The organism is Mesorhizobium loti R88b (assembly GCF_013170845.1).
Taxonomy (GTDB): Bacteria; Pseudomonadota; Alphaproteobacteria; order Rhizobiales; family Rhizobiaceae; genus Mesorhizobium; species Mesorhizobium loti_B.
Window position 1 is genome coordinate 2524663 of the sequence record NZ_CP033367.1, and the last position, 22736, is coordinate 2547398.

A 22736-nucleotide genomic window follows, 5' to 3' on the forward strand; every position below is an offset into this window, starting at 1 on the left:
GCGGCGCGCGCCGTTTCGCCAACCGAGAAAACCCGGCTTCGGCCGGGTTTTTGCGTGTGCCAGCAATAAGGGTGGCTTGCTGCCGCCTCAGGCGGCGACCTTCAAGGTGCGGAAGCGCTCTAGCAGCTGCGGCCGGTTGAACGGCTTCAGCAGATAGCCCTGGGCGCCGGCGCGCTTGGCCCGCATGATCGAGGCGATATCGAGCTCGACCAGTGAGATCAGGATCTGCGGCTTTATTGGGCTGTCCATGGCGCGCACGCGGCGGATAAGGTCAACCGCCTGCACGTCCGGCAGCGCGCCGTCGACGACGATGATGTCGGGCATTTCGGCGGAGCACATCTCCAGCGCATCGAGCCCGCTGGCTGCCTCGATGACCATCATGTCGGAACCGCCTAGGATGCGTTTTGCAACCTTCCTGATGACGCTCGAATCGTCGACGAACATGCAGCGTTTCATTTCCGGGTCCTCTTTGCCTTCTGGCAATCCGGTAGCGTTGGGGGCATCCGGAAATTCACCATAGGCCGATCTGGTAAAGAACCGGAAAAGCCATTAGGTAAAATTTTTGCAAAGATGCCATTTGCAGGTTGTTCTTCGCAATGCTTCGCTCAAGCGATCGGGCAAAGCTCATCGTGCCTCGATTGAGGCGTCAACGAAATATTCCGGATTGAAATACTTTGTTTTCCTTGGATGGCGGGTGTCGATTTCAGGCGGCCGAAAGCACGATTTCCTCGGCCGTTGCATGGATGGAAATCGTCATGCCGGCCTCACGGGCGAGCAGCAGCGTGTAATAGGGCTGCACCGAATGCGCATCGATCGGCTCTTCCGGCTTGTGGCCGGAATGCAGTTCGAGGAATTTCGGCGGCACGCGCAGCATCGGGCCGCTTGCCGAAATTGAAATGCGCGGCTCGGTTTCGAGATTCTCGAGGGTCACGACCAGTTTGCCGCCGCGCGGAATGGCGGCATTGCCGACCAGGATCAGGTTGAGCAGCAGCTTGACCTTGTTCTTGGGCAGCAGCGCGCGGGTCCCGTTCCAGATCAGTTCCGGCTTTTCATTCTTGAGGAAGGCGGTGGCGACCGCCTCGGCGTCGCCAGTGTCGATCAGCATTCCCGCAGAACCCGCTGCGCCGAAGGCAATGCGGGCGAATTGCAACCGGGCCGAGGCGTTCTTGGCGCTCTGGCGGATAAGCCGCATGGCGTCTTCATCGGCGCCGCCCTCGTCCAGCAGTTCAAGCCCATTGTTGATCGCGCCGACCGGCGAGATGATGTCGTGGCAGATGCGGCTGCACAAAAGCGCCGCCAGGTCAGGTGCGGAAAGGGTGAACAGTTCGGCCATCGGCGAAAATCCCTGCAAGTTCCACTAGTCATGGCCGCGCGATCGATTGTCGCGCCCGCCCACACGAATCACGCTTCAACCCGAGGCTTTCTGAATACACAGCACTCGTAGGTACAGCAACAAACCCGAAATTGTCGTCGGGGCAAATGGCGTTTTCGCGCAGGCTGCCAGCCCCGCGCGACCCCAAAGCCAGCCTTCGAACCGCCATCTTCCTGTGGGAGTTAATGGTTGAAAAAGGATTACGGCATAGTTTGCCCTTAACAGTCATCCTTAACGGCCGCCTAAAGAGCCGGACCGGGTGCGAGGCGTCGGCGAAAGTGCTCCATGACGGAGATTGGAAGCATGTTTTCCCGATTCTACGACCGGAGTTTCCTCCGCGTCCTTTCTATGGCGATCACGCTCATGGGCGTTCTCGTCTTCTCGACCTCAGCCTTGCGGGCTCAGGAATACACCGCTCAGGAGATTATCGATTCCGGTCACAAGTTCTTCGGCGCGACGTCGGGTGGGCTTGCCACCGTGATCGAGAAGATCTTCGCCTCCTATGGCCTGCCCAATGGCTATCTGCTTGGCGAGGAGGGGTCCGGCGCGCTGATCGGCGGCCTGACCTATGGCGAAGGCACGCTCTACACCAAGAACGCCGGCGACCATAAGGTGTTCTGGCAAGGCCCGTCGCTGGGCTGGGATTTCGGCGGCGAAGGCTCCCGGGTGATGATGCTGGTCTACAATCTCGACGATGTCAGCAATCTCTACAACCGCTATGGCGGCGTGGCTGGTTCGGCCTATGTGGTGGCCGGCGTCGGCTTCAATGTGCTGAAGAACAACAATGTGCTTCTGGTGCCGATCCGCACCGGCGTCGGTGCCCGGCTCGGCGTCAATCTCGGCTACCTGAAGCTGACCGAGCGGGCGACCTGGAATCCGTTTTGATTCCCTGCCGATCGCTGGGATCGCGGGCATTTCGGTCCGATCCATGCGTTAATGACCCCATTGTGCTGCGGCGAGCCCTTGCCGCAGCGCCGGATTTCCGCCATGCCAAAGGGGCAAAATCCAGCTTCTATGGTCGCCGCCTATAACGGGTAGTCCTTTGGTTCAGTCGGTTCTGTTCTTTGCCCTCGGCTTTCTCAGTGCCGGCTTTCTGGCGCTGATCGTGGCTCCCGCCGTCTGGCGGCGTGCCGTCGCCCTGACCCGCAGGCGCATCGAGGCCTCGATCCCTTTGACGCAGACTGAGATCCAGGCCGACAAGGACCGGATCCGGGCCGAGTACGCCATGTCGACGCGCCGCCTCGAAATGAACGTCAAGGCGCTGCGCGAGAAGGCTGCCGAACAACTCGTCGAGATCAATCGCGGCCGCGAGGCGTTGAAGGGGCTGGCGGTCGAGCGTACGGACAAGAACGCCGCGCTTGCCGAATTGGGCGCCAAGAGCGAGGCGCTGCGGCAGCGCGAAGAGGAGCTGCATCAGCTTTCGGAGCGGCTCAAGGAAACGGAGCGCAAGCTGGAGAAGCGGGCGCTTGAGCTCGAAAAGCTGGAGCACATGTATGACGATGCCAGCTTTTCCTCCTCAAGCCGGCAGATCGAGCTCGTGGCGCGCGAATCCGAATTGCAGAAGCTCGCCAGCGACATCTCGCTGCTGCGCGGCCAGCGCAAGGAAGCCGATCGACGCCAGCAGGAGATCGCGGCCGAAAGCAAGGCCGCGCGCGATGCCCTGAAGGCGGAGAAGAAAAGGACGGCCGAACTCGACAAGAAGGTCGAAAGGCTGCTCGCTACGCTCGCCGATCGCGAGGAGAAGCTCGAGCGTCGCGAAAAGGAAATGGCGCGGCTGCGCGAAAAGACGAAAGCCGAGGAGGGCGGACCGGCCCTGCGGCTGGTCGGCAAGCAGGATGAAGCAAACAGGCGCGATGATCTGGACAAGGCGATCGCCAAGCTCGACAGCGATCGCGAGCGGCTCGAAGCCAGGCTGACGGCACTGGCGCGTGAGAACAAGCGGCTGAAGGCGGATCTCGGCGCCATGGCGGCTTCCGGTTCCACGAATGGCGGTGCCGCGCTGCGCGAGCAGATGAACGAACTGGCGGCTGAGGTCGTCCACATGACGGCAAAACTCGAGGGGCCTGACTCGCCGATTGCCAAGGCACTGGCGGTGCCGCAGGAGTCCAACAATGGCGACCGCAGCCTTGCCGACCGCGTCCGGGCTTTGCAGAAGGCGGACGCGAACTGAAGTCCGCTTGGGCCGTCATGCCTGACGCTGCGAAAAATGATGCAGGGCGATTGCTGACGCGGCTGCGACGTTCAGGCTGTCAAAGCCTTTCGACATGGTGATCCTCACGGTTTGCAGGCGCGCGAGCAGGTTTTCGGGCAAGCCTTCGCCCTCGGTGCCGAGATAGAGCGCCAGGCGCCTGGCGGGCTTGGCATCGCGTATCTCGGTTTGTCCACGCGGCGATAGCGCGAACTGCTCAAAGCCGCGTTCGGCGAGCGTCGCCGCAAAGCCCGATGTGTCGGGGAAGGACGCGAACGGCAATTTCAGCGCCGCGCCGACCGAAACGCGGATCGCCTTGCGGTAGAGCGGATCGCAGCATGTTGCGTCCATCAGCACAGCATCGGCGCCGAAGGCAGCGGCGTTGCGGAAGATCGAGCCCATATTGTCATGGTTGGCGATGCCGACGAGCACCACGATCAGGGCCTGGTCGGGCAAGGCATCCAGCAATGACCCGGCCGGCTGCGGTGTTTCCTTGCGGCCGATGGCCAGGATGCCGCGATGCATGTGAAAGCCGGCGATCGCATCCATGACCGCGCTAGCGACGACGTAGACCGGTAGCTCCGCGGGCGCCTTGCGCAGCACATCCTTCAGGCCGTCCAGCCGGTTTTCCAGGACCAGAACGGATTCGGCGCCAAAGCGGCCGGACGACAAAAGCAGGTCGAGCACCACCTTACCTTCGGCGACGAAGCGGCCTTGCCGGCCCGCGAGATCGCGTTCGCGGATATCGAGATAGGCGGCGACGCGAAAATCCCGAGGGTCGTCAATGCGAATTGGGTCCATATCCACCGCTCAAAGATCGAGAGCGCGGTTCGTGTGTCGGGAAGACACACAAGCCACGCTCCGGAAATCGTCAGCGAGGTAAGCGGCCGTACGAGCGTTCGGTCAAGTCCCGGCGCGGCGCAATCTCTGTGCCATATGGGACAGGTCGTCCCTGCCGCCGCCGAAAATACCCTCCAGCGTGGCAAGCAGTTCGCGCACTGGATCGGATTTGCAGGAGTAGTAGATCATCTGACGGTCGCGGCGAGTTTCCACGAGGTCGAGCGCCCGCAGCTTGGCTAGGTGCTGCGAGAGGGCGGATTGGCTGAGCATCACCTTTTCGGCGATGGCGCCGACCGACATTTCGCCGTCGATCAGATAGCTCATGATCAGCAGCCGTTTTTCGTTGCCCATCAGCATCAGAAATTCGGCTGCCGAATCGGCGTTGGCGATTAGCTTTGTCGAGACCATGAATGCCCCATGCTGTTTGCTCATCGAGACACCATGGGGGCAATGGTGTCTGAATCCATAAATTCACTGCGAAAGGCGACCGACGAGTCAGCGCCACTCCTAAAGCCTAGAACATTTCGTTCAAATCTCAAGCGTTGCTTTTGATCAAATACAATTAAGTCTCGCTATCTGCCTGCCCAGCAGCCCGGCCACTCCTGGCCATGTCGACCAGAACGGGCCGCAATTCGCGTGCCGATGCCAAGGGTTGCGGGAAGAATACCCGGCAAACATTGTCCCCCGACACCAGATCCATGCCGTCTGGGTCCAGGCCGGCGATAATCCAGCCGTCACTGGGCGCCCCGGCAAAATGATGTGCATAAACGGCGATCGCGTCGAGATGGTCGGCGTTCATATGCTCGACGGCGGATTGCTCGCTCGCCGCAAGCTCTTCGATAATCGGTCCGCCGGTGACGAGATCGGAGCGACCCAGCAGATAGGCCTTGCCGAAGCCGCCATTGAGGCTGGCGCGTTGCGGCTCGAGGCGAAAGATCGAGAAATCGCCCAGCCCGGCATAGAGGCCCGCCTTGGGATTGCGGTTGAGATAGCGACGCTCGGCGCGAGCATGCGCGTCCGATCCGCGCTCGAGCCGCGATGCCTGGCAGATCAGCGTCAGGCGCGGATGCGCCAGCGGGTCGCCCTTACCGGGCTCGCCAAGCAGCAGGGAGCAGCGTGGATCGGCAAGCAAGGCCGGCGTGTGCGCCGAAAGCATCGACACCAGGATCAGCGGCGTGCCGTCGATGTCTGTTGCCACGCCGACCCGGCTTGCCAGCGGCGACCCGGTCCGCGGCTCCAGCACCGCCAGCGCACCGAAGCGGGCACTGCGCAGCAGCGTCTTCGCCAGCCGGATCGCCTGGGCGTCGGTCTCGCGGATCACGTCCTTGTTTTGATTTTGCTGCATCAAAACGCTCGCCACAATTTGTTTTCGCCTGTCGGTGCTACAGGCCGGATTCGGTCTTTCCGACGACTGCCAGTGCCATTTCGGCGGCCAGTGCTATTTCGGCGCCATGCGAATGGCGCCGTCGAGGCGGATGGTCTCGCCATTCAACATCTGGTTCTCGATGATGTGGAGGGCAAGGGCGGCATATTCGGATGGCTCGCCAAGGCGGGACGGGAAGGGCACGGCGGCCCCCAGCGAATCCTGCACCTCCTGCGGCATGCCGGCCATCATCGGTGTCTTGAAGATGCCAGGGGCGATGGTGCAGACCCGAATGCCGGAACGGGCAAGGTCGCGCGCCACCGGCAGCGTCATGCCGACCACACCACCCTTGGAGGCGGAGTAGGCGGCCTGGCCGATCTGGCCGTCATAGGCGGCAACCGACGCGGTGTTGACGATGACGCCGCGCTCGCCGCCCTGCAGCGGCTCGAGCCTGGCGGCGCGGTCGGCGACGAGGCGGATCATGTTGAAGGTGCCGATCAGATTGACCTCTATCACCTTGCGGTACTGGTCGAGCGGATGCGGCCCATCCTTGCCGATCGTCTTCACACCGATGGCGATGCCGGCGCAGTTGACCAGGATGCGTGGTTCGCCCAGCTTGCTCGCCACCTCGGCGACGGCGGCGGCGCCACTGTCGGCGCTGCTGACGTCGCACTGGACGGCAATGCCGCCGATCTCGGCCGCGACCTTGGCGGCGCGGTCGATGCCGACATCGAAGATGGCGACGCGCGCACCCTTGGCGGCAAGCGCACGCGCGGTTGCCTCGCCAAGGCCGGAGCCGCCGCCGGTCACGATCGCGATCTGGCCGTTCGGATTCATGGCGTCATCCTTTCCCGGAGCAATTCATAATTTCACGAAAGCGCTGAACACCTTTCTTGGAATTGCTCCAAGAGAGCAGGGACGGATCAGGCCCGGATCGCCGGGCAAGGTCAAGCCATGTAACCCTTTGCTTTAACGCAATTCCGGACGGAAAACCGTTTCACACTTTTCCTGGAATTGCTCTAGATATGCTCGGCAACCTTGACCTGGCTGGCATGACAGACCTCGCCCGTGAGCCTGGCAACCGCGCCTGACGTGATCTCGTGCGACAAAAGGCGATCGAGATCGACAGGGCGCGGCATTGAAATCTGGCCGCGCGGGATGCGCTTGAAGCCGAGCGGCCCGTAATAGGGCTCGTCGCCAACCAGTATGACGGCGGGCGCGCCGGCCTTGGCGGCCGCCTCGAGGGCTATCGCCACCAACCGGCGGCCGATGCCGAGATTCTTGAAGGCCGGCCGCACGGCAAGCGGTCCGAGCATCAGCGCGCGGCCGGCGCCGGCGGCGATGCGCGTCATGCGCACCGAGGCGACGACGAGGTCGCCGTCGACCGCGACAAAGGACAGCGCGCGCTCGTGGCCGCCGGCTTCGCGGATCTTGTAGGCGGCCAGCACGAAACGGCCGGGCCCGAAGGCTTCGTCGTTGATTGTTTCGATCTGGATGTCGTGCGCCGGGGTTTCCGGCAGGTATTTCACGTCGGCAAGGCTCATGGTCTTTGCGTTCCGGTACAGAGGATAGGTCGCTGCAAACGGCAGCATTCGCCAGTCAGCGCTTCATCAAGCGCGGGCGCCCTTTCGTCGTCGGTCAAACCGGATCAAAGCAAAGTCGAACATGCGGTGTGTCCGCTAGCATCAATTTTCGACTGCTGCAATCAACCCGTTCGCTGGCCCTACCGATTGACGATCTGTTCAGTCCTTGGTGATTCCGACTTGCCGCATCGCGCTCTACATGAGGTGGAAACGCGAAAGGACATTGCATGGGATTGCTGGTCGACGGCAAATGGCAGGATCGCTGGTACGACACCAAGGACAGCGGTGGCAAATTCGTGCGGGCGCAGTCGCAGTGGCGCGACTGGATCACGCGCGACGGAACACCCGCCGAAGGCCGCAGCCGCGGCTTCAAGGCGGAACCCGGCCGCTATCACCTCTATGTCTCGCTTGCCTGTCCCTGGGCGCACCGGACGCTGATTTTTCGCGCGTTGAAGAAGCTGGACGGCATTATCTCGGTGTCGGTGGTGCACCATTTCATGGGCGCCAATGGCTGGACGTTTCTCGCCGAGGACGGCGCTACCGGCGACACGCTCTACGGCCTCGACTTCCTCCACCAGATCTACACCAGGGCCGATCCCGCCTATTCGGGCCGGGTGACGGTGCCGGTGCTCTGGGACAAAAAGGAACAGACCATCGTCTCCAACGAGTCCTCCGAAATCATCCGGATGCTCAATTCAGCCTTCGACGAATGGGGCGACGCCAGCCTTGATTTCTATTCGCGAGCCTTGCGCGGCGAGATCGATGCGATCAACGCGCTGGTCTATCCCGCCGTCAACAACGGCGTCTACCGCGCTGGCTTCGCCACCACGCAGGCCGCCTATGAGGAAGCCTTCGGCGAATTGTTCTCGGCCCTCGACGCGTTGGAAGAACGGCTATCGACGCAACGCTATCTCGCCGGCGACCGCCTGACCGAGGCCGACTGGCGGCTGTTCACCACGCTGGTGCGCTTCGACCCGGTCTATGTCGGCCATTTCAAATGCAATCTGCGCCGCATCGCCGACTATCCGAACCTGTCGAACTATCTGCGCGACCTCTACCAGGTACCTGGTGTTACCGAGACCGTGAACCTGCATCACATCAAGGCGCATTATTACGCCAGCCACGAAACGATCAACCCGACGCGGATCGTGCCTGTAGGGCCGGAACTGGACTATGGTGCGCGGCATGACCGGGGCAGGTTCAGAAAGGCGGCGTGAAGGCCGCGGTTCCTACTGGAAAGGCTTGGTATCGAGCGGCGTCTGTCTTGCGCGATGGGCTTTCAACAAGGTGTTTCCGAACCGGTTGGAGTAACCGGCGGCGTTGAGGCCGAAAACAAGCAGGACAGCGAAGGCGAGGATCAAGATCCAGACATAGGCCGGAATGCCAGCGGCATCTCCAGGTATAGCGCCAGCCGCGAATGAAAACGCGAGCAGCAGCGCCGAGAAAAGCAAGGCGGCTATCGTCGAAAACGATACGATTTTCCAGTATTCCTGCCGGCTGAAAAGCCGCCCGTTTCGTTTTACGAAGAACGAATAGGCCGTCATGGTCGAGATGAAGTTTATGACGAAATTCATGGCCTTGCCCGCGCTTTCGAACAAGGACGGAAAAAACATCGCGAAGACGATGAGAGCTATCGATAGGGCGATCGTGGTCAGGATATAAATCCCGACATACGGCCATACATTGGCCGATTGCGTTTTCTCGATAGTCATTCGGCTCTCCGGGGAAACATAGTGGAATATTAGAGTTAAATAATAAAATATTCAGGCCAAGTAAGTTGTATTCCAGAGATCAGCGGTAGGGACAAGCCGGATCGCTTTGAAAGTCTGTGCAATTCGCCGGTGCCGCTATACCGTCGCCGAAAGGTATCGAAGCGGCTAAGTTCTCTGGCCTACCAGTAAGGCGACGCCGGTTCGCTCCTGAAAACCTCGGCGATGCGCCGCAGTGTTGCCGGTGTCGTTCCCTCCGGCAAGCCATCGAGCGGGAAGAAGCCGGCCTCGGCGATCTCGTGGTCCGGCTGCTTTGGCGCTGTCTGGCTGAAGTGCTCGATCACGTAGAAGCCGACATGATCGCGCCGGCTGGAACGGCGGTTGAAATGCATCGACGTCAGCACTGGCAGGCCGGTCAGGGCGATGTTGCACTCCTCGACAAGCTCGCGCGCCAATGCGTCGGCCATCGTCTCGCCCACCTCGACGCCGCCACCGGGAAGCTGCCAGCCGGGAACATAGGTGTGACGAATGAGGAAGATGGAGTTGGATGCGGCGTCGTGGATCAGGCCGCGCACGCCAAGCGTCATTGGCCGCCGCAGCACGAAATAGAGGTGAAACAACCTGGCTCGCAGTCCCGGCCAGCCGGTCTGGCGAAAATCGGCTTCTGCATCGTTCGTCATTGCTAGCGAAACCGTGGGTGGAAAGCCAAGCTGTTGTGGAAAGAAGGGCGCGTGTCGCCTATGAAAGAAACATGTTCAGGCTCGCGCATATTTCCGATGTCCATCTGGGGCCGCTCCCTGATGTATCCTATCGCGATCTCGCCTCCAAGCGCGTGCTCGGCTACGTCAATTGGCAGCGCAACCGCCGCCGCCACATGCATGATGCCGTCATCGACGCCATCACCGCCGACATCAAGGCGCAAAGCCCCGACCATCTCGCCGTCACCGGCGACCTGGTCAATCTGGCGCTCGACGGGGAGATCGAGATGGCCAAACACTGGCTGGAGACGCTGGGATCGCCACACGATGTCTCGGTTGTTCCGGGCAATCACGACGCCTATGTGCCCGGCGCCTTTGACAAGGTCTGCCGCTCATGGGCGGCCTGGATGAGCGGCGACGGCATCAACACGCCGGTCGACCGCAACGCATTTCCCTATCTGCGCGTGCGCGGCAATGTTGCGTTGATCGGCGTCTCGACGGCGCGCGCCACCGCACCCTTCATGGCCAATGGCTTCTTCATGGAGGGCCAGGCAGAGCGGCTCGGCAAGATCCTGCGCGACACCGCCGGACAAGGTCTGTTTCGCGCGATCATGATCCACCATCCGCCGGTGCGTGGTGCCGTCTCGCAGCACAAGCGGCTGTTCGGCATCTCACGCTTCCACAAAGTTGTGCGCCAGCGCGGTGCGGAGCTCGTGCTGCATGGTCATTCGCATCTGCCGTCACTGTTCCAGATCGGGGCTCGTGGCGCCAAGGTTCCGGTGGTCGGTGTCGCCGCCGCCGGCCAGGCGCCGGGCGGCAAGCATCCGGCAGCGCAGTACAATCTGTTCGATATCGATGGCGAAAAGGGCAATTGGCGCATCCGCCTGACACGGCGCGGACTGACCGGACCGGCAACACCGCCGTCGGATTTGCAGACGCTGGAACTCGGCGTGGAGGCCGGCGCTTCTATGGCCGCAAGCTGAGCCCCAAGGCCACGATACGGTCCCAGAACAGTACGACTGACACCGCCAGGCCGACCAGGGCGCCGGCGGCGATCAGGCCAAGGCCGGACAAGAAGGCCGACCAGCCCTTGCTGCGCGTCGCCACCCGCAGTGGCGGCTCTGCTTCAAGCACGCCGGCGCGTTTCATGCCGGCTACAGCCGGCTCGACCCCGCCCTCCATCATCCGCTGACGTTCGACGACGCGCTCGGCGACATAGCGCGTCACCTGATCGACAACGGGCTTCATCTCGGTCGATTCGGCGAGCACCACCCGGCCGATGCGGGTGTCCTTGAGGAAACGGTAGGTGCGGCGGTCGCGCCCCATCGCGACATGGCTGACAGCATCGATCCACAGTCGCGGCTGCAGGCCTGAGGAAACGACGAAGTCGAAATTGTCCATGTCGGTGGGAACATCGGCAAAGACCGGCGCGAGTTCGGCGGCCAGCAGATCGAGACGCATGCGGTGCGCCTCGCGCATGTCGACGACGACATCGTCGCGGTCGGCGAAGGCGTTCTTCACATCACGGATGGCATCGGACAGCTTTTTCGACTGGTCGATCCTTTCGCCTGCGTCCTTCATCGGCGTCTGCCTCGCGGGTTTGGTTAACACGGGGTTAACACAGCCGCCGGCAAAATGCACTGTGAGATCGATGTGTCCGGGAACAGGCGAAAAAGTCAGCCAGTGGCTGCTAAATTCGGACGCTGCGGCTTGGCACGACGGTTCATGTTGCGGCGAACGATATCGGCGACCAGATCGGGCACTTCCTCGGCAAGCATATGGCCGGCCTCCAGCACATGATGCACATGAAAATGCGCCGGCAGGTCATCGGCCTGGGTGGAGGGCAGCACGATATCGTCGGCACCCCACACCACCATGACAGGCATGTTCAGCCCGTCGAGACGGTCACGCGGGATAACGCCTTGCCGATCATCAGCGGTCATGGCGGCCGCGATTTCGTCAAGTTTCTGCAGCTGGCCGGGCCGCCGACGCATCTCGCAGAGCATGTCCACGATACGTTCCGGAGGTTGGCTGTGAGGGCCGGACATGGCGACAAGGCAGTCTCTGATCTCGGACGGATTCCGGGCGCTGGCGTAGCGGCGCAGCAGCGGACCATTGATCTCGGGGCCAAGGCCTCCCGGAGCCAGAAGGGTCAGTGAGGCGATCTTCGCGGGTTCGGCCAGCGCCATCAGCATCGCCACCGCGCCGCCCATCGAGTGGCCGACAAGATGAACGCGCTTCAGTTTTCGCGCCGACAGATCGGCGAGAACCGCCCTGGCGGCCACCTTGGCAGGACCGGCGTCTGGGAAACCGAACGACAGTCCGTGGCCTGGCAGGTCATAAGCCAGGGTACGCGTAGAGGATGGCAGCGAGGCGATCACCTCGCGCCAGACATCGTGGCTGCCGCCGAAACCATGCAGCAGAACGATGGTCTTCGAACCAGCACCTTGTTCGACGGCATAAAGCGATGAAATCATGAAGACTGGGGGCTTGTTGCGGGACTGGGAAAACTGCGGAACCGGATTGCAATTGTGGCTGAATTGCTCCTCGCCCAGTGCTAAGGCCAGTAAAGTTTTCGCGATTTGTACGGTTGATGACAAAACTCGCCGGCTAACCGGTATTCGATGGTTGCATCTTATGAAACCGACAATGGCTCGGCGCGCCGAGCCGTGGATGTTGCTTGGCGTCAGCTCGGGTTGCCGAGCCCCGCGGCGCGCAAGGCCTCGACCAGCCGGTCGGTCAGGTCGGCGGGATATTTCCGCTCGACGAAGGTCGCGCGCGGATCGGCGGCAAATTTGGGGAATTTGGTGTTCAGCTCTTCCAGCAGCGTGGTCACCAGATGGTCCTGTCCGGCCGCCTTGGCGCCGATCAGACGCGCCGCCAGATAATGCGATTTCGTTGCCGTGGTTCTCAATGCCATGCTGGCCGCGATGGCCTTGTTCATGTCGCCCAGCATGAAATCACCAACGAACAGGCCGTAGTCCCACCATGTCGAGTGGCCGCTGAACGTCTCGGCCGCATGGGTAAGGATCGGCGTTCCCTCCGCGTAGCGCCCGGCGAAGATCAGCCCGTAGCCGTAAGCGGCTGCCATGCCGAGATCATAGGGATTGAGTTCATAGGCCTTGCGCATCCAGCGGATCGCTTCGTCGGTATTGCCAAGGCGCGCACTGACGTAGCCATAGGAGCGGTGCGCATAAGGGCTGGTCGGCCCCATCTGCACGCCGCGGTGGGCAAACTCGACGGCCTTTTCGATCGTTGCATTGGGCGGATAGACATAGTGATCAGCGACCGCTTCAACCTGCAGAGATGCAAGTTCCGAATAGACGAGCGAGGATTTTGCCCCGGAATTGGCCAACGTCTCCAGGCAGCGATAAGCGGCCTCGTGGGTTCTGGCATTCTGATCGAGATAATATTTGTCGTTGAGCAGCAGGCATTCGGTCAGGCCATTTGGCGCGCCAGTCTGCTCGATATAGTTGTAGATCGTGCCCGAGGCGGGAAGTGCAGAGCTCAGCATGTCGGCAACGCGGTCCTCGACAGTGGTCGGGGCGCTGTCGGCCGGCGTGAGATTGCGTGAAAGGAGCACCCGCCCCGACGCCACGCTTTGCAGTTCGATCGTAATGTCGCCGGCATTCGGGCCAGGCAGAATGTCGAAGATGAAGCTGGTGGCCTCGGTGGCGGGATCATGCCTGTTGATGGTATCGCGACCGATGAAGTCGATCGTATCGAAGCCGCTCAGGCCGGCGCGCAGCGACGCGGCGACACGGCTGGTATCGGCACCGTCGGCTTTGACGTCGATATAGACGAGCGGCAGGGATTCGGCGATCGCCGATGGTACGACGGTGCTGGCTTGGCCGGCGGTCGCGAGCGTAGCGGGCAAGTCGCCGCCTGCCAACAGCGCGCCGCTGCCCTGACGCAAGATCAGAATGCCGAGCATGGCTATGACCACGGCGATCGCCATCCAGAAGAATCTGAGATGGCGTGCCACCGAGGGGAGCGGCGCTACCGGCGGCGCCAGCAACGCAACGGGCGCAATGGTGTCGTCGGCGGCACCGAAGTGCTCGGATGGGGCTGCTGTCGCTTCCGTCTGCTCGGCGGGCTTCACCGCTTCCGGCAAACGGATCGCGTTGAGCTCATAGGCAGGCACGTAACCGCCGCGTGGAATGGCGATGCGGACGGGTTCGGCGACGCCTTCATTGGCGAAATACTGCTGCAGCAACTCGCGCAGCCTGCCTGCCTGCACCCGCACCACGGCATCGGTCGACGGATCGAAATCGCCGTCTTTGCCAAAGACATCCATGGCGATGGAAAAGCCCTTGAGCCTATCGGCTTCGCCAGCTTGCTCGCGTTCAACAAGATAACGGATCAGCTTGCGCGCGCGCTCGGATCTTCCGAACGTTTGGCTGGCAAGCAGTCGTTCCAGTGTCTCGCGCACTGCGGGGGCGGCAGGCGTCGCATGCTGCAAGTGTCGATCCTCTCGAAGTCGGCACAGGTTGAGGCGCAATCATATAGGGCCTGCACCGCCACACAAGTGTACAGGCCATTATGCGATCGCGTACCTAACCGATAATTTTCCGGTGGTTAATGGCCCGGCCGAAGTCGGCTATGAAGCGGCGCGCTAAAGCGCGCCGTCAACATCACCAGCTGGTTGAGGCCAAGGCCTTGTTCAAGCTCGAAAAATCGTGGCGCGAGAGCCAGTCGAACCTCTCGCGCCGATGACATGCAGACGCTGGAATTGCTCAGCGCGCCTTGCCGCCAACGATGCGGTTGGCGGCCGAAGTCACCGCTTCAAGAGAGGCGGCGACAATGTTGGTGTTGATGCCGGCGCCGAACAGCTTGCCACCGGGATATTCCATTTCGACATAGGAAATGGCCGAGGCATTCGAGCCGCGCTGCATGGAATGCTCGGAATAATCGAGCACCGACATCTCGACGCCGACATGGCGCGACAGCGCATCGACGAAACCGTCGATCGGGCCGGTGCCGGTGCCGGTAATGGTCACTTCCTTGCCATTGTCGACGATGATCGCCTCGACCACGCGCCGGCCCTTGACCTCGGTATCGGGATAGGTGTGATGGTCGAGGAATTTCAGGCGCGCGCCGGGCTGGTCGATGTAGGTCTCGAGGAAGCGATCGTGGATGCGCTTGACTGGGACCTCCTTGCCTTCGGCGTCGGTGATCGCCTGAATCGCCTGGCTGAACTCGATCTGCAGATTGCGCGGCAAATTGAGGCCGTAATCGGCCTGCAGCACATAGGCGATGCCGCCCTTGCCCGACTGCGAGTTGATGCGAATGATCGCCTCGTAGCTGCGGCCGACATCGGCCGGGTCGATCGGCAGGTAAGGCACTTCCCACACCGTCGTGTTGGCCTTTTTCAGGGCCTTCATGCCCTTGTTGATGGCGTCCTGGTGCGAGCCGGAAAAGGCGGTGTAGACCAGTTCGCCGACATAGGGATGGCGTTCGGAGATTTTCAGCTGGTTCGAATATTCATAGACGTCCTTCATCCGGTTGATGTCGGAGCAGTCGATGCCCGGGTCGACGCCTTGCGTGTACATGTTGAGCGCCAGCGTGACGATATCGACATTGCCGGTGCGCTCGCCATTGCCGAACAGCGTGCCTTCGACGCGGTCGGCACCCGCCATCAGGCCGAGTTCGGTGGTGGCGATGCCGGTGCCGCGGTCATTGTGCGGATGCAGCGAGATGATCAGGTTCTCTCTGGCGTCGAGATTGCGGCACATCCATTCGATGCGATCGGCATAGATGTTGGGCGTCGACATCTCGACCGTCGACGGCAGGTTGATGATCAGCTTGTTGTCTGAAGTCGGCCTGACGATCTCGGTGACGGCGTTGCAGATCTCCAGCGCCACTTCGAGCTCCGTGCCGGTAAAGCTCTCCGGCGAATATTCGAAGCGATAGCCGCCGCCGGCCTTGGCCGCCATGTCGGTAATCATCTTGGCCGCGTCGGTGGCGATGCGCTTGATGCCGCCGACGTCCTTTTCGAAGACGACGCGGCGCTGCAATTCGCTGGTCGAATTGTAGAAGTGCACGATCGGGTTGGTGGCGCCCTTCAGTGCCTCGAAGGTGCGGGTGATGAGTTCGGGCCGGCACTGCACCAGCACCTGCAGCGACACATCGGCAGGCACATTGCCCTGCTCGATGCACCAGCGGGCGAAGTCGAAGTCGGTCTGCGAGGCCGAGGGGAAACCGATCTCGATTTCCTTGAAGCCCATGTCGAGCAGCAGGCCGAACATGCGCGCCTTGCGCTCATGGCCCATCGGGTCGATCAGTGCCTGGTTGCCGTCGCGCAAATCGACCGAGCACCAGATCGGCGCCTTGTCGATCACCTTCGAGGGCCATGTGCGGTCGGTGAGGCCAACGGTTGGATAGGGTTGATATTTACGGGCGGCGTCCGGCATGCCCCGGTTCTGCATGCCATGGGCCGCCTCAGGCCTGCCCTTCGCCGCATCCTTGCCGGTTACCGTGGCATCAGGACGGATCTCTTCTCGTGCGTTCATCGTCTTGTTCTCCCGGCGGCTCACGGATCCACCTCAGCGGATTGATGGCGAGCGACGCCTTTACCAGAATTTCGTTCGCTTGATGTGACTTGGCAAGGAGCGTGCGCTTGCGCGGCGGTTCGACCGCCGGGCGCTCCTTCAGCGAACCCGGCGATCGCCGATAAGGCCGAGAAGAAGCAGGGTCGAGGCAAGCGCGCGCACGGTCTCGCCGGCAAAGCCGGTCTGACGGGAAGCGGTGATGGCGCGCGTGTTCATGCCGGTCCTCATACAGGAGCGGCCTGTTGGAGGCAAGCGGGGGCTGAATCTGTTGAACATTATCCCTAATGCAGGTGCTCTTCCCCAGGCGCCGCAAATGCGCCAGACTTGGCTGCCGGCGGGGCTGCGGTGCTTCGTCACCGAGAGGGGATTGTCTATGAATTTCGTGTTCTTCTCGCCGCATTTTCCAGCCAACGGCGCCGATTTCTGCGACCGGCTGAAAAAAGCTGGAGCCACCGTGCTCGGCATCGGCGACGCGCCCTACGATGCGCTGGACGGCAGACTGAAGGCGGCACTGTCGGAGTATTATCGCATCGCCGACATGGAGAACTACGATGCTGTGTTCCGGGCGATAGGGCATTTCATTCACAAATGGGGCCGCATCGACCGCTTCGAATCGCTCAACGAGCACTGGCTGGAGCTGGAAGCCAACATCCGCACCGACTTCAACATCTACGGCACCAAGCTCGATTTCGTGAAGAATCTGAAGCGCAAGAGCCGCATGCGCGCCTTCTTCCGCAAAAGCGGTGTCGAGACCATCGCGCAGCGCAAATGCTCCGACCGTGCCGGCGCCATGACCTTCATCCGCCGCGTCGGCTACCCCGTGGTGGTGAAGCCGGATTCGGGCTCGGGCGCCTCCAACACCTTCAAGATCTCCAACGCCAAGGAGCTCGACCAGTTCTTCCGCGACAAGCCCGAGGACGTGACCTTCGTCATGGAGCAGTTCATCGAAGGGCTGGTGGTGACTTATGACGGGCTGGTCAACCGTGACGGCGAGGTGGTGCTGGCGGCCAGCCACCGCTACGACCAGAGCATCATGGAGGTGGTCAACAAGGACCGCCACATGAGCTACACCTGCTTTCCCCGGGTCAGGCCGGCAATCGAGGAGGCCGGCCGCAAGATCCTGAAGGCGTTCGACGTGCGCGAGCGCTTCTTCCACATCGAGTTGTTCGAAACCAGGGACGACCGCGTCATCGCGCTGGAGGTCAACATGCGGCCGCCCGGCGCCTGGATGACCGACGCCATCAACTACACATTCGACATCGATGTTTATGCGGCCTGGGCCGACATGGTGGTCAAGGACGCCGCCGGCGGACCCTATGAGGGCAAGTATTTCACCGCCTATGCCAGCCGCAAGCGGCGCCTCCACTATTTGCACAGCCATGAGGACGTGCTAGCGGCGCACCGCGACAAGATCGTCCACCATCAGCCGATAGAAGAGGTTTTCAGCCGCGCCATGGGAAATTACGCCTATCAGATGCGCTCGAAGGATCAGGCGGAACTGCGCGAGGCGGTTGCCTATATCCATGCGGAAAAGGCTTGAGCCATGGACATTTCCTATCACAAGGCCTTCGCTCGCACTCTCGGCCGCGACATGGAATACAAGCGCTACGGCCATGCCGGCCGGCCAGTCGTGGTGTTCCCGACCTCGCAGGGGCGGTTCTACCAGTTCGAGGATTCCGGCGGCGTCGGCGCGCTGGGCGAGTTCATCGACACCGGCCGTATCCAGCTGTTCACGGTCGACGGCATCGATTCGGAATCCTTCTTCAACAAGCATGTCGATGCCGCGCATCGCATCGCCCGCCACGAGGCCTATTTCCGCTATGTGCGCGAGGATGCACTGCCGGAAATCTTGTCCACCGCATCGGCCGCCAATGGCGGGCGCAAGCTGAAGCCGCTGTTTTCAGGCTGTTCGATGGGCGGCTACCACTCCTCGAACTTCGTCTTCCGTTTTCCCGAACTCGCCAGCGGCGTCATCTCGCTGTCGGGCGTCTATTCGGCCCGCGATTTCTTCGGCAAGGCGCTGGACGGCGACATTTTCTACAACTCACCACTCGATTATCTGCCCGGCATCGTCGACCAGAAACTGCTGGCCCGGCTGAAGACGCTGAGGCTGATCTTCTGCTGCGGGCAGGGCGCCTGGGAAGAACGCATGCTGGTCGAGACGCGCAGGCTGGAACAGATCCTGCGCGACAAGTCGATTCCCGCCTGGGTCGATTATTGGGGCGGCGACGTCAGCCATGACTGGCCATGGTGGCACAAGCAACTGGTCTATTTCTTCGGCCGCTGGCTGGATGACGATTTGATGCACAGATTAGACTGATGACGACACCCGAACCTATCCGTCGCTTTGTCGAGGCCACCAACGAAGGCGACACGGAAGCCTTTCTTGGCACCTTTGCCGACGACGCTTCCTTGACCGACTGGGGGCGGTCTTTCCAGGGCCGCGACGAGATCGCGCGCTGGAACCAGTCGGACAACATCGGCGTGAGGTCCCATCTCAGCATCGTCAGCGTCACGCCGGCGGACGGCAATTATCGCGTCCGTATCGCCGTCAAAGGCAAGGGCTTCAATGGCGAGGGCGACATGACTTTCACGCTGGATGGCGACCACATAGCGAGCCTCGTCATCACCTGACATTAGCCTTCCTGGCCGGCCGGCAGCGGGACGGCCTCGTGTTCCGACGCCGATCCGCGACGCAGGCCGAGGAAGACGACAAGGGCGGTGACGACGGTGATTGCCGCCAGTACGATCAACAGGCTGTCGAACGCTGTTTCGTAGGCTTGGACCAGAACCATGGCGCTGGCCGTCGGCAGATGTTGTGCCGTTTCAGCGACATTGCCGGTCACCAGCAGCTGCGCCGCTGCGGTCGCATCCCTGAAGGACGCTCCTTGAGCGGAGAGCTGTGCTGCGGTGAAGCCTGACAGGGTTGCCATGACGATTGCCACCGCCACACCCTCGCAAGCGACACGGGTGGTGTTGAAGATGCCGACCGCCATGCCGGCGCGCTCCCTTGGCACGACGCTGACGGCAAGCCCGTCCATCAATCCCCAGGGCAAAGCGATGCCGATACCGATCAGCACCAGCGGAGCGACCAGTGCGATGGCGACGGGTGGTGTCAGGCTCAGCCAGACGAGGCCGCCGGCGGCGATGAGCAGGCCCGCGCCGCAGATCATGGCCGGAGCGATCCAGCGCGCCAGCTGGCCGGCAAGCAGAGGCAGGATCAGCAGCGGCCCTGACAGGCAGATCATCAATTGCCCGGCCTTGATCTCGCTCATCCCTTCGATGCCGATGAAGCGGATCGGTAAAAGCACCAGCAGGACGACGAAGCCATAGGCGGGTGCCGCCGCCAGGAACTGGACGCCGACGAAGCGGGGAAAGCGAAACAGGGTGAGATCCAGCATCGGCCGGCACACGCGCCGCTCGACGATAACGAACGCGGCGAAGAAGAGGGCGGCCGCCACGAGCAGGGCGATGACGAGGGGATCAGCCCAACCGCTCTGCGGCGCCTGCAAGACACCATAGGTCAGCAAGGCCAGTGCGCTCGTGAAAGTGCCGGCACCCGCCCAGTCGAGGCCGGTCGCATCCGGATCGCGCGATTCCGTGATGGTGCGCAGGCCGAGGCTTGCCGCGGCAACCGCGAGCGCTGCGACCAGAACAAAGATCGAGCGCCAGCCGAATGCGGAGATGAGCAGGCCCGAGGCGATCGGGCCGAAGGCAAGGCCGGTGCCGAAACTGGTGCCGAGGAAGGAGAAAGCGCGCAGCCGCAGCGGTCCTTCGAATTCCTGGGCAAGGGCCGAGGCGTCGCCGGCGAAGGCGGCGGCCGCGCCGATGCCTTGCGCGGCCCTGCACATGTCGAACCAGACGATATCAGGCGCCAGCATGGCACCCAGTGAAGCCAGCACGTAGAGGCCGAGGCCCGCCAGGAAGAGCCGTTTGCGGCCATGGTTGTCGGCCAGCGCACCTGCCGCCATCAGGCTGGCGCCGAAGGTCAGCATGAAGGCGTTGGTCACCCAGTTGAGCGCGATCGGGCTGCCGCCGAGATCGGCCGCGATACGGGAGAGCGCGACGGCCGGACCGGTGAAGGTCAACGGCATCGTCATCGCGGCAAGGCATACGGACAAGAGCACGAGCCATCTCTCGGCCGAGCCGGTTGTGGTCTTCAAGGTCATGGATTTTCCTATCTGAAGCAGTATCGGCCGGCATGCCGCCTGGATCGCGACGCCGGCTGTAACGACAAGATAGGTCGGCGGCTTTTCCGGAAAAATAGTGCTATATCTCCTGATATACCGGACTGAAACGCTCGAATGGACATGCGATGGATCGTCTCAATGGTCTCCTGGCCTTCGCCCGCACCGCCGAGCTCGGCAGCTTCATGGCCGCCGGGCGGGCGCTCGGCATTTCCGCTTCCGCCGTGGGCAAGAGTGTCGCCAGGCTCGAGCAGGAGCTCGGCGTGCGGCTTCTGCAGCGCAGCACGCGACGCATCGGCCTGACCGAAGAGGGCAGGCTGTTCAACGAGCGGGTGCGGCGCATCCTCGACGACATCGACGACGCCGAGGCGATGCTGTCGCGAACGCGGGAAACGCCGCACGGCCGGCTGCGCGTCTCGACCCCGATCGTCACCTACCATCTGCTTTTGCCGGTGCTGTCGGAGTTCATGGAGCGCTATCCCGAGATCGAGCTCGACATCGATTTCAACGATCGCATCGTCGACGTCATTGAAGAGGGCATCGACGTTGCAATTCGAAGTGGCGAGCTGGCCAATTCACGCCTGGTATCGAGACCGGTTGCGCCCTTTCGCATGCTTTTGTGCGCCGCACCGTCCTATCTCGACCGCCATGGCACTCCCGGCGTGCCTGCGGATCTCATCAGGCATTTCGGCATAAACTTCCGCTTTCTCAACAGCGGCAGGCTGCTGGAGTGGCCGTTCATGACCGGAAGCGCCGAACCACAGATCCGCTCGATGCTGACCTGCAACAACATGGAAGCGTTGAAGGGAGCCACGATCGCCGGCCTCGGTATCGCTTGCATGCCCGATTTCCTGGTGCGCGAAGCGCTGCACGAGCGAAAGCTGCGCCTCGTGCTGGACGATCATGTCGACGGCCGCGGCCAGTTCCGGATGCTGTGGCCCTCCAATCGCCACTTGTCGCCAAAGGTGCGCGTCTTCGTCGATTTCCTTCCCGAACGCCTTGCCGCACCACGATAAGCCGGCCAGCGGTTGCGGCCTCCGGCCGGCCAGGGTGCCACGGCCTCCGGCCAGCCAGGGTCACGGCCTTCGGCCGGCCAGGGGTCACGGCCTTGTGATTGCTGAATGTGAAGCTAAACTTTGAAGTTTACCTTCACATATGCTACAAGGCAGCCATGAAGGATCAAGCGCCTCCGCAGAACGACCCCGAAACTATGCGTGCGATGGCTTTGGCGGCCGAGCTTCGGGTTGTCGCCGGCAGGCTGATCCGGCGCCTGCGTGAACAGGCTGATGATGGCGACCTCACCACGTCGCAGAAGTCGGTGGTGCTGCATCTTGACCGGGAGGGGCCGGCGACGGTGACAACGCTGGCGCGTGGCCTGGATATGCGCCCGCAATCGATGGGCGCCATTGTTTCAGCGCTGCAAGTGGCGGGTCTGGTGGAAGGTGCGCCGGATCCGGCCGACGGCCGGCAGACCATCCTGTCGCTCACATCAGCCTGCCGGGACATGATCGCGGCCGGGCGAGCTGCCCGACAGGATTGGTTGTTCCGCGCCATCCAGACGAAGCTTGATCGGGAGGAGCAGGGACAACTCGCAGGCGCCATCGAATTGTTGAAACGGCTCGCCGACTTCTGACCCTTCAATATCCGCGCCGCCCTTCGATCGCCGAAAGGAAACGTATAATGGCAGTCACCGCGCTTGACTCGAAGACGGCACTCGTCGTCATCGACCTGCAAAAGGGCATTGTTTCGCTGCCCAGTGTCCATCCGATCGGCGACATCGTGCAGCGGGCCAGCGCGCTCGCCGATGCGTTCCGCGGCCGCGGCTTGCCGGTCGTCCTCGTCAACGTTGCCGGTGCGCCTCCGGGCCGCACGGAGCAGGCGCCTCGCGTGCGGGAATTTCCCGCCGGCTGGGCTGATCTTCTGCCCGAATTGAAGCAGCAGCCAGGGGACCACATCGTCACCAAACGCACGGTGGACGCCTTCGTCAATACCGATCTCGAAGCCTGGCTGAAAGGCGAAGGCGTCACCCAGGTGGTGATCGCCGGCGTCTCAACTTGCATGGGCGTCGAAGCGACAGCCCGCCATGCCCGCGATCTCGGGTTCAACGTTACGCTGGCGCTGGATGCCATGACCGATATGAACCTCGATGCCCACACCCACAGCATCGCCCATATTTTCCCGCGGTTGGGCGAAAGCGGCACGACGCGGGAGATCATCGATCTGCTCGAAAACAGGAGCGCCTGAC

Annotated in this window: 24 protein-coding genes; 10 read left to right on the forward strand and 14 right to left on the reverse strand. The window is 62.3% G+C overall.

Annotated features, from left to right (window positions below):
- Window positions 1–87: 87 nt before the first annotated feature.
- Window positions 88–456, reverse strand: a complete 369-nt coding sequence (locus tag EB235_RS12145) for a response regulator (protein WP_027030742.1) — start codon at window positions 454–456, stop codon at window positions 88–90.
- Between the two features lie 247 nt (window positions 457–703).
- Window positions 704–1333: a histidine phosphotransferase ChpT gene (chpT, locus tag EB235_RS12150; protein WP_027030741.1), complete on the reverse strand. Its 630-nt coding sequence runs from the start codon at window positions 1331–1333 to the stop codon at window positions 704–706.
- 387 nt (window positions 1334–1720) lie between these two features.
- Between chpT and EB235_RS12155 the strand changes: the two genes are divergently transcribed.
- Both EB235_RS12155 and EB235_RS12160 read left to right on the forward strand, forming a co-directional pair.
- A complete protein-coding gene (locus EB235_RS12155) occupies window positions 1721–2257 on the forward strand; it encodes a DUF1134 domain-containing protein (RefSeq protein WP_245268957.1) in 537 nt (178 codons plus the stop codon).
- Between the two features lie 157 nt (window positions 2258–2414).
- Window positions 2415–3542, forward strand: a complete 1128-nt coding sequence (locus tag EB235_RS12160; RefSeq protein WP_027030739.1) for a hypothetical protein — start codon at window positions 2415–2417, stop codon at window positions 3540–3542.
- A gap of 15 nt (window positions 3543–3557) precedes the next feature.
- On the opposite strand, the gene EB235_RS12165 is transcribed toward EB235_RS12160, so the two are convergent.
- The 5 genes from EB235_RS12165 to EB235_RS12185 all read right to left on the reverse strand — a co-directional run bounded on the left by EB235_RS12165 (window position 3558) and on the right by EB235_RS12185 (window position 7307).
- A complete protein-coding gene (locus EB235_RS12165; RefSeq protein ID WP_027030738.1) occupies window positions 3558–4361 on the reverse strand; it encodes a TrmH family RNA methyltransferase in 804 nt (267 codons plus the stop codon).
- Between the two features lie 102 nt (window positions 4362–4463).
- Window positions 4464–4808 carry an ArsR/SmtB family transcription factor gene (locus EB235_RS12170; protein ID WP_027030737.1) on the reverse strand — a complete coding sequence of 115 codons (345 nt, stop codon included), beginning with the start codon at window positions 4806–4808 and terminating at the stop codon, window positions 4464–4466.
- 154 nt (window positions 4809–4962) lie between these two features.
- On the reverse strand, window positions 4963–5745 hold the full coding sequence (locus EB235_RS12175) for a HugZ family protein (RefSeq protein ID WP_032925531.1): 783 nt from the start codon (window positions 5743–5745) through the stop codon (window positions 4963–4965).
- Window positions 5746–5838: 93 nt separating this feature from the next.
- Window positions 5839–6600, reverse strand: coding sequence for a 3-hydroxyacyl-CoA dehydrogenase (locus tag EB235_RS12180; protein ID WP_027030735.1), 762 nt, complete (start codon window positions 6598–6600; stop codon window positions 5839–5841).
- A 182-nt stretch (window positions 6601–6782) separates the two neighbouring features.
- Complete coding sequence (locus EB235_RS12185) at window positions 6783–7307, reverse strand: GNAT family N-acetyltransferase (protein ID WP_027030734.1); 525 nt, start codon at window positions 7305–7307, stop codon at window positions 6783–6785.
- A gap of 266 nt (window positions 7308–7573) precedes the next feature.
- Here EB235_RS12185 and EB235_RS12190 point away from each other — a divergent pair, with 266 nt between their 5' ends.
- Window positions 7574–8563 carry a glutathione S-transferase family protein gene (locus EB235_RS12190; RefSeq protein ID WP_027030733.1) on the forward strand — a complete coding sequence of 330 codons (990 nt, stop codon included), beginning with the start codon at window positions 7574–7576 and terminating at the stop codon, window positions 8561–8563.
- 12 nt (window positions 8564–8575) lie between these two features.
- Here the strand turns inward: EB235_RS12190 and EB235_RS12195 are convergent, their stop codons facing one another.
- Window positions 8576–9058 (reverse strand): ABZJ_00895 family protein, encoded by a 483-nt coding sequence (locus tag EB235_RS12195; RefSeq protein WP_027030732.1) that lies wholly within the window; start codon window positions 9056–9058, stop codon window positions 8576–8578.
- Between the two features lie 179 nt (window positions 9059–9237).
- On the reverse strand, window positions 9238–9735 hold the full coding sequence (locus tag EB235_RS12200) for an NUDIX domain-containing protein (protein ID WP_027030731.1): 498 nt from the start codon (window positions 9733–9735) through the stop codon (window positions 9238–9240).
- 71 nt (window positions 9736–9806) lie between these two features.
- On the opposite strand from EB235_RS12200, the gene EB235_RS12205 reads away from it, so the two are divergent.
- Window positions 9807–10736 (forward strand): metallophosphoesterase family protein, encoded by a 930-nt coding sequence (locus EB235_RS12205; protein ID WP_027030730.1) that lies wholly within the window; start codon window positions 9807–9809, stop codon window positions 10734–10736.
- Here EB235_RS12205 and EB235_RS12210 read toward each other — a convergent pair.
- From EB235_RS12210 to leuA, 4 genes are all read right to left on the reverse strand, one after another.
- On the reverse strand, window positions 10720–11334 hold the full coding sequence (locus EB235_RS12210) for a hypothetical protein (RefSeq protein WP_027030729.1): 615 nt from the start codon (window positions 11332–11334) through the stop codon (window positions 10720–10722). The genes EB235_RS12205 and EB235_RS12210 overlap by 17 nt on opposite strands.
- A 95-nt stretch (window positions 11335–11429) precedes the next feature.
- Window positions 11430–12230: an alpha/beta fold hydrolase gene (locus tag EB235_RS12215; protein WP_027030728.1), complete on the reverse strand. Its 801-nt coding sequence runs from the start codon at window positions 12228–12230 to the stop codon at window positions 11430–11432.
- Window positions 12231–12439: 209 nt separating this feature from the next.
- Window positions 12440–14215, reverse strand: a complete 1776-nt coding sequence (locus EB235_RS12220; protein ID WP_027030727.1) for a tetratricopeptide repeat protein — start codon at window positions 14213–14215, stop codon at window positions 12440–12442.
- 274 nt (window positions 14216–14489) lie between these two features.
- A complete protein-coding gene (gene leuA, locus EB235_RS12225) occupies window positions 14490–16166 on the reverse strand; it encodes a 2-isopropylmalate synthase (RefSeq protein WP_027030726.1) in 1677 nt (558 codons plus the stop codon).
- A gap of 511 nt (window positions 16167–16677) precedes the next feature.
- Here leuA and EB235_RS12230 point away from each other — a divergent pair.
- The 3 genes from EB235_RS12230 to EB235_RS12240 are packed head-to-tail and all read left to right on the forward strand — an operon-like array spanning window position 16678 to window position 18938.
- A complete protein-coding gene (locus EB235_RS12230; RefSeq protein WP_027030725.1) occupies window positions 16678–17844 on the forward strand; it encodes an ATP-grasp domain-containing protein in 1167 nt (388 codons plus the stop codon).
- Between the two features lie 3 nt (window positions 17845–17847).
- Entirely contained in the window at window positions 17848–18624 is a 777-nt protein-coding gene (locus EB235_RS12235) for an esterase family protein (protein ID WP_027030724.1), read from the forward strand.
- A complete protein-coding gene (locus EB235_RS12240) occupies window positions 18624–18938 on the forward strand; it encodes a nuclear transport factor 2 family protein (protein ID WP_027030723.1) in 315 nt (104 codons plus the stop codon). The genes EB235_RS12235 and EB235_RS12240 overlap by 1 nt, the downstream gene beginning before the upstream one ends.
- Window positions 18939–18940: 2 nt before the next feature.
- Here EB235_RS12240 and EB235_RS12245 read toward each other — a convergent pair whose 3' ends face one another.
- On the reverse strand, window positions 18941–20473 hold the full coding sequence (locus EB235_RS12245; protein ID WP_032925529.1) for an MFS transporter: 1533 nt from the start codon (window positions 20471–20473) through the stop codon (window positions 18941–18943).
- 146 nt (window positions 20474–20619) lie between these two features.
- Between EB235_RS12245 and EB235_RS12250 the strand changes: the two genes are divergently transcribed.
- The 3 genes from EB235_RS12250 (at window position 20620) to EB235_RS12260 (ending at window position 22735) form a co-directional block, all read left to right on the forward strand.
- Window positions 20620–21507, forward strand: coding sequence for a LysR family transcriptional regulator (locus EB235_RS12250; RefSeq protein WP_027030721.1), 888 nt, complete (start codon window positions 20620–20622; stop codon window positions 21505–21507).
- 155 nt (window positions 21508–21662) lie between these two features.
- Window positions 21663–22124: a MarR family winged helix-turn-helix transcriptional regulator gene (locus EB235_RS12255; protein ID WP_027030720.1), complete on the forward strand. Its 462-nt coding sequence runs from the start codon at window positions 21663–21665 to the stop codon at window positions 22122–22124.
- Between the two features lie 47 nt (window positions 22125–22171).
- Complete coding sequence (locus EB235_RS12260) at window positions 22172–22735, forward strand: cysteine hydrolase family protein (protein ID WP_027030719.1); 564 nt, start codon at window positions 22172–22174, stop codon at window positions 22733–22735.
- The last annotated feature ends 1 nt before the right edge of the window (window position 22736 follow it).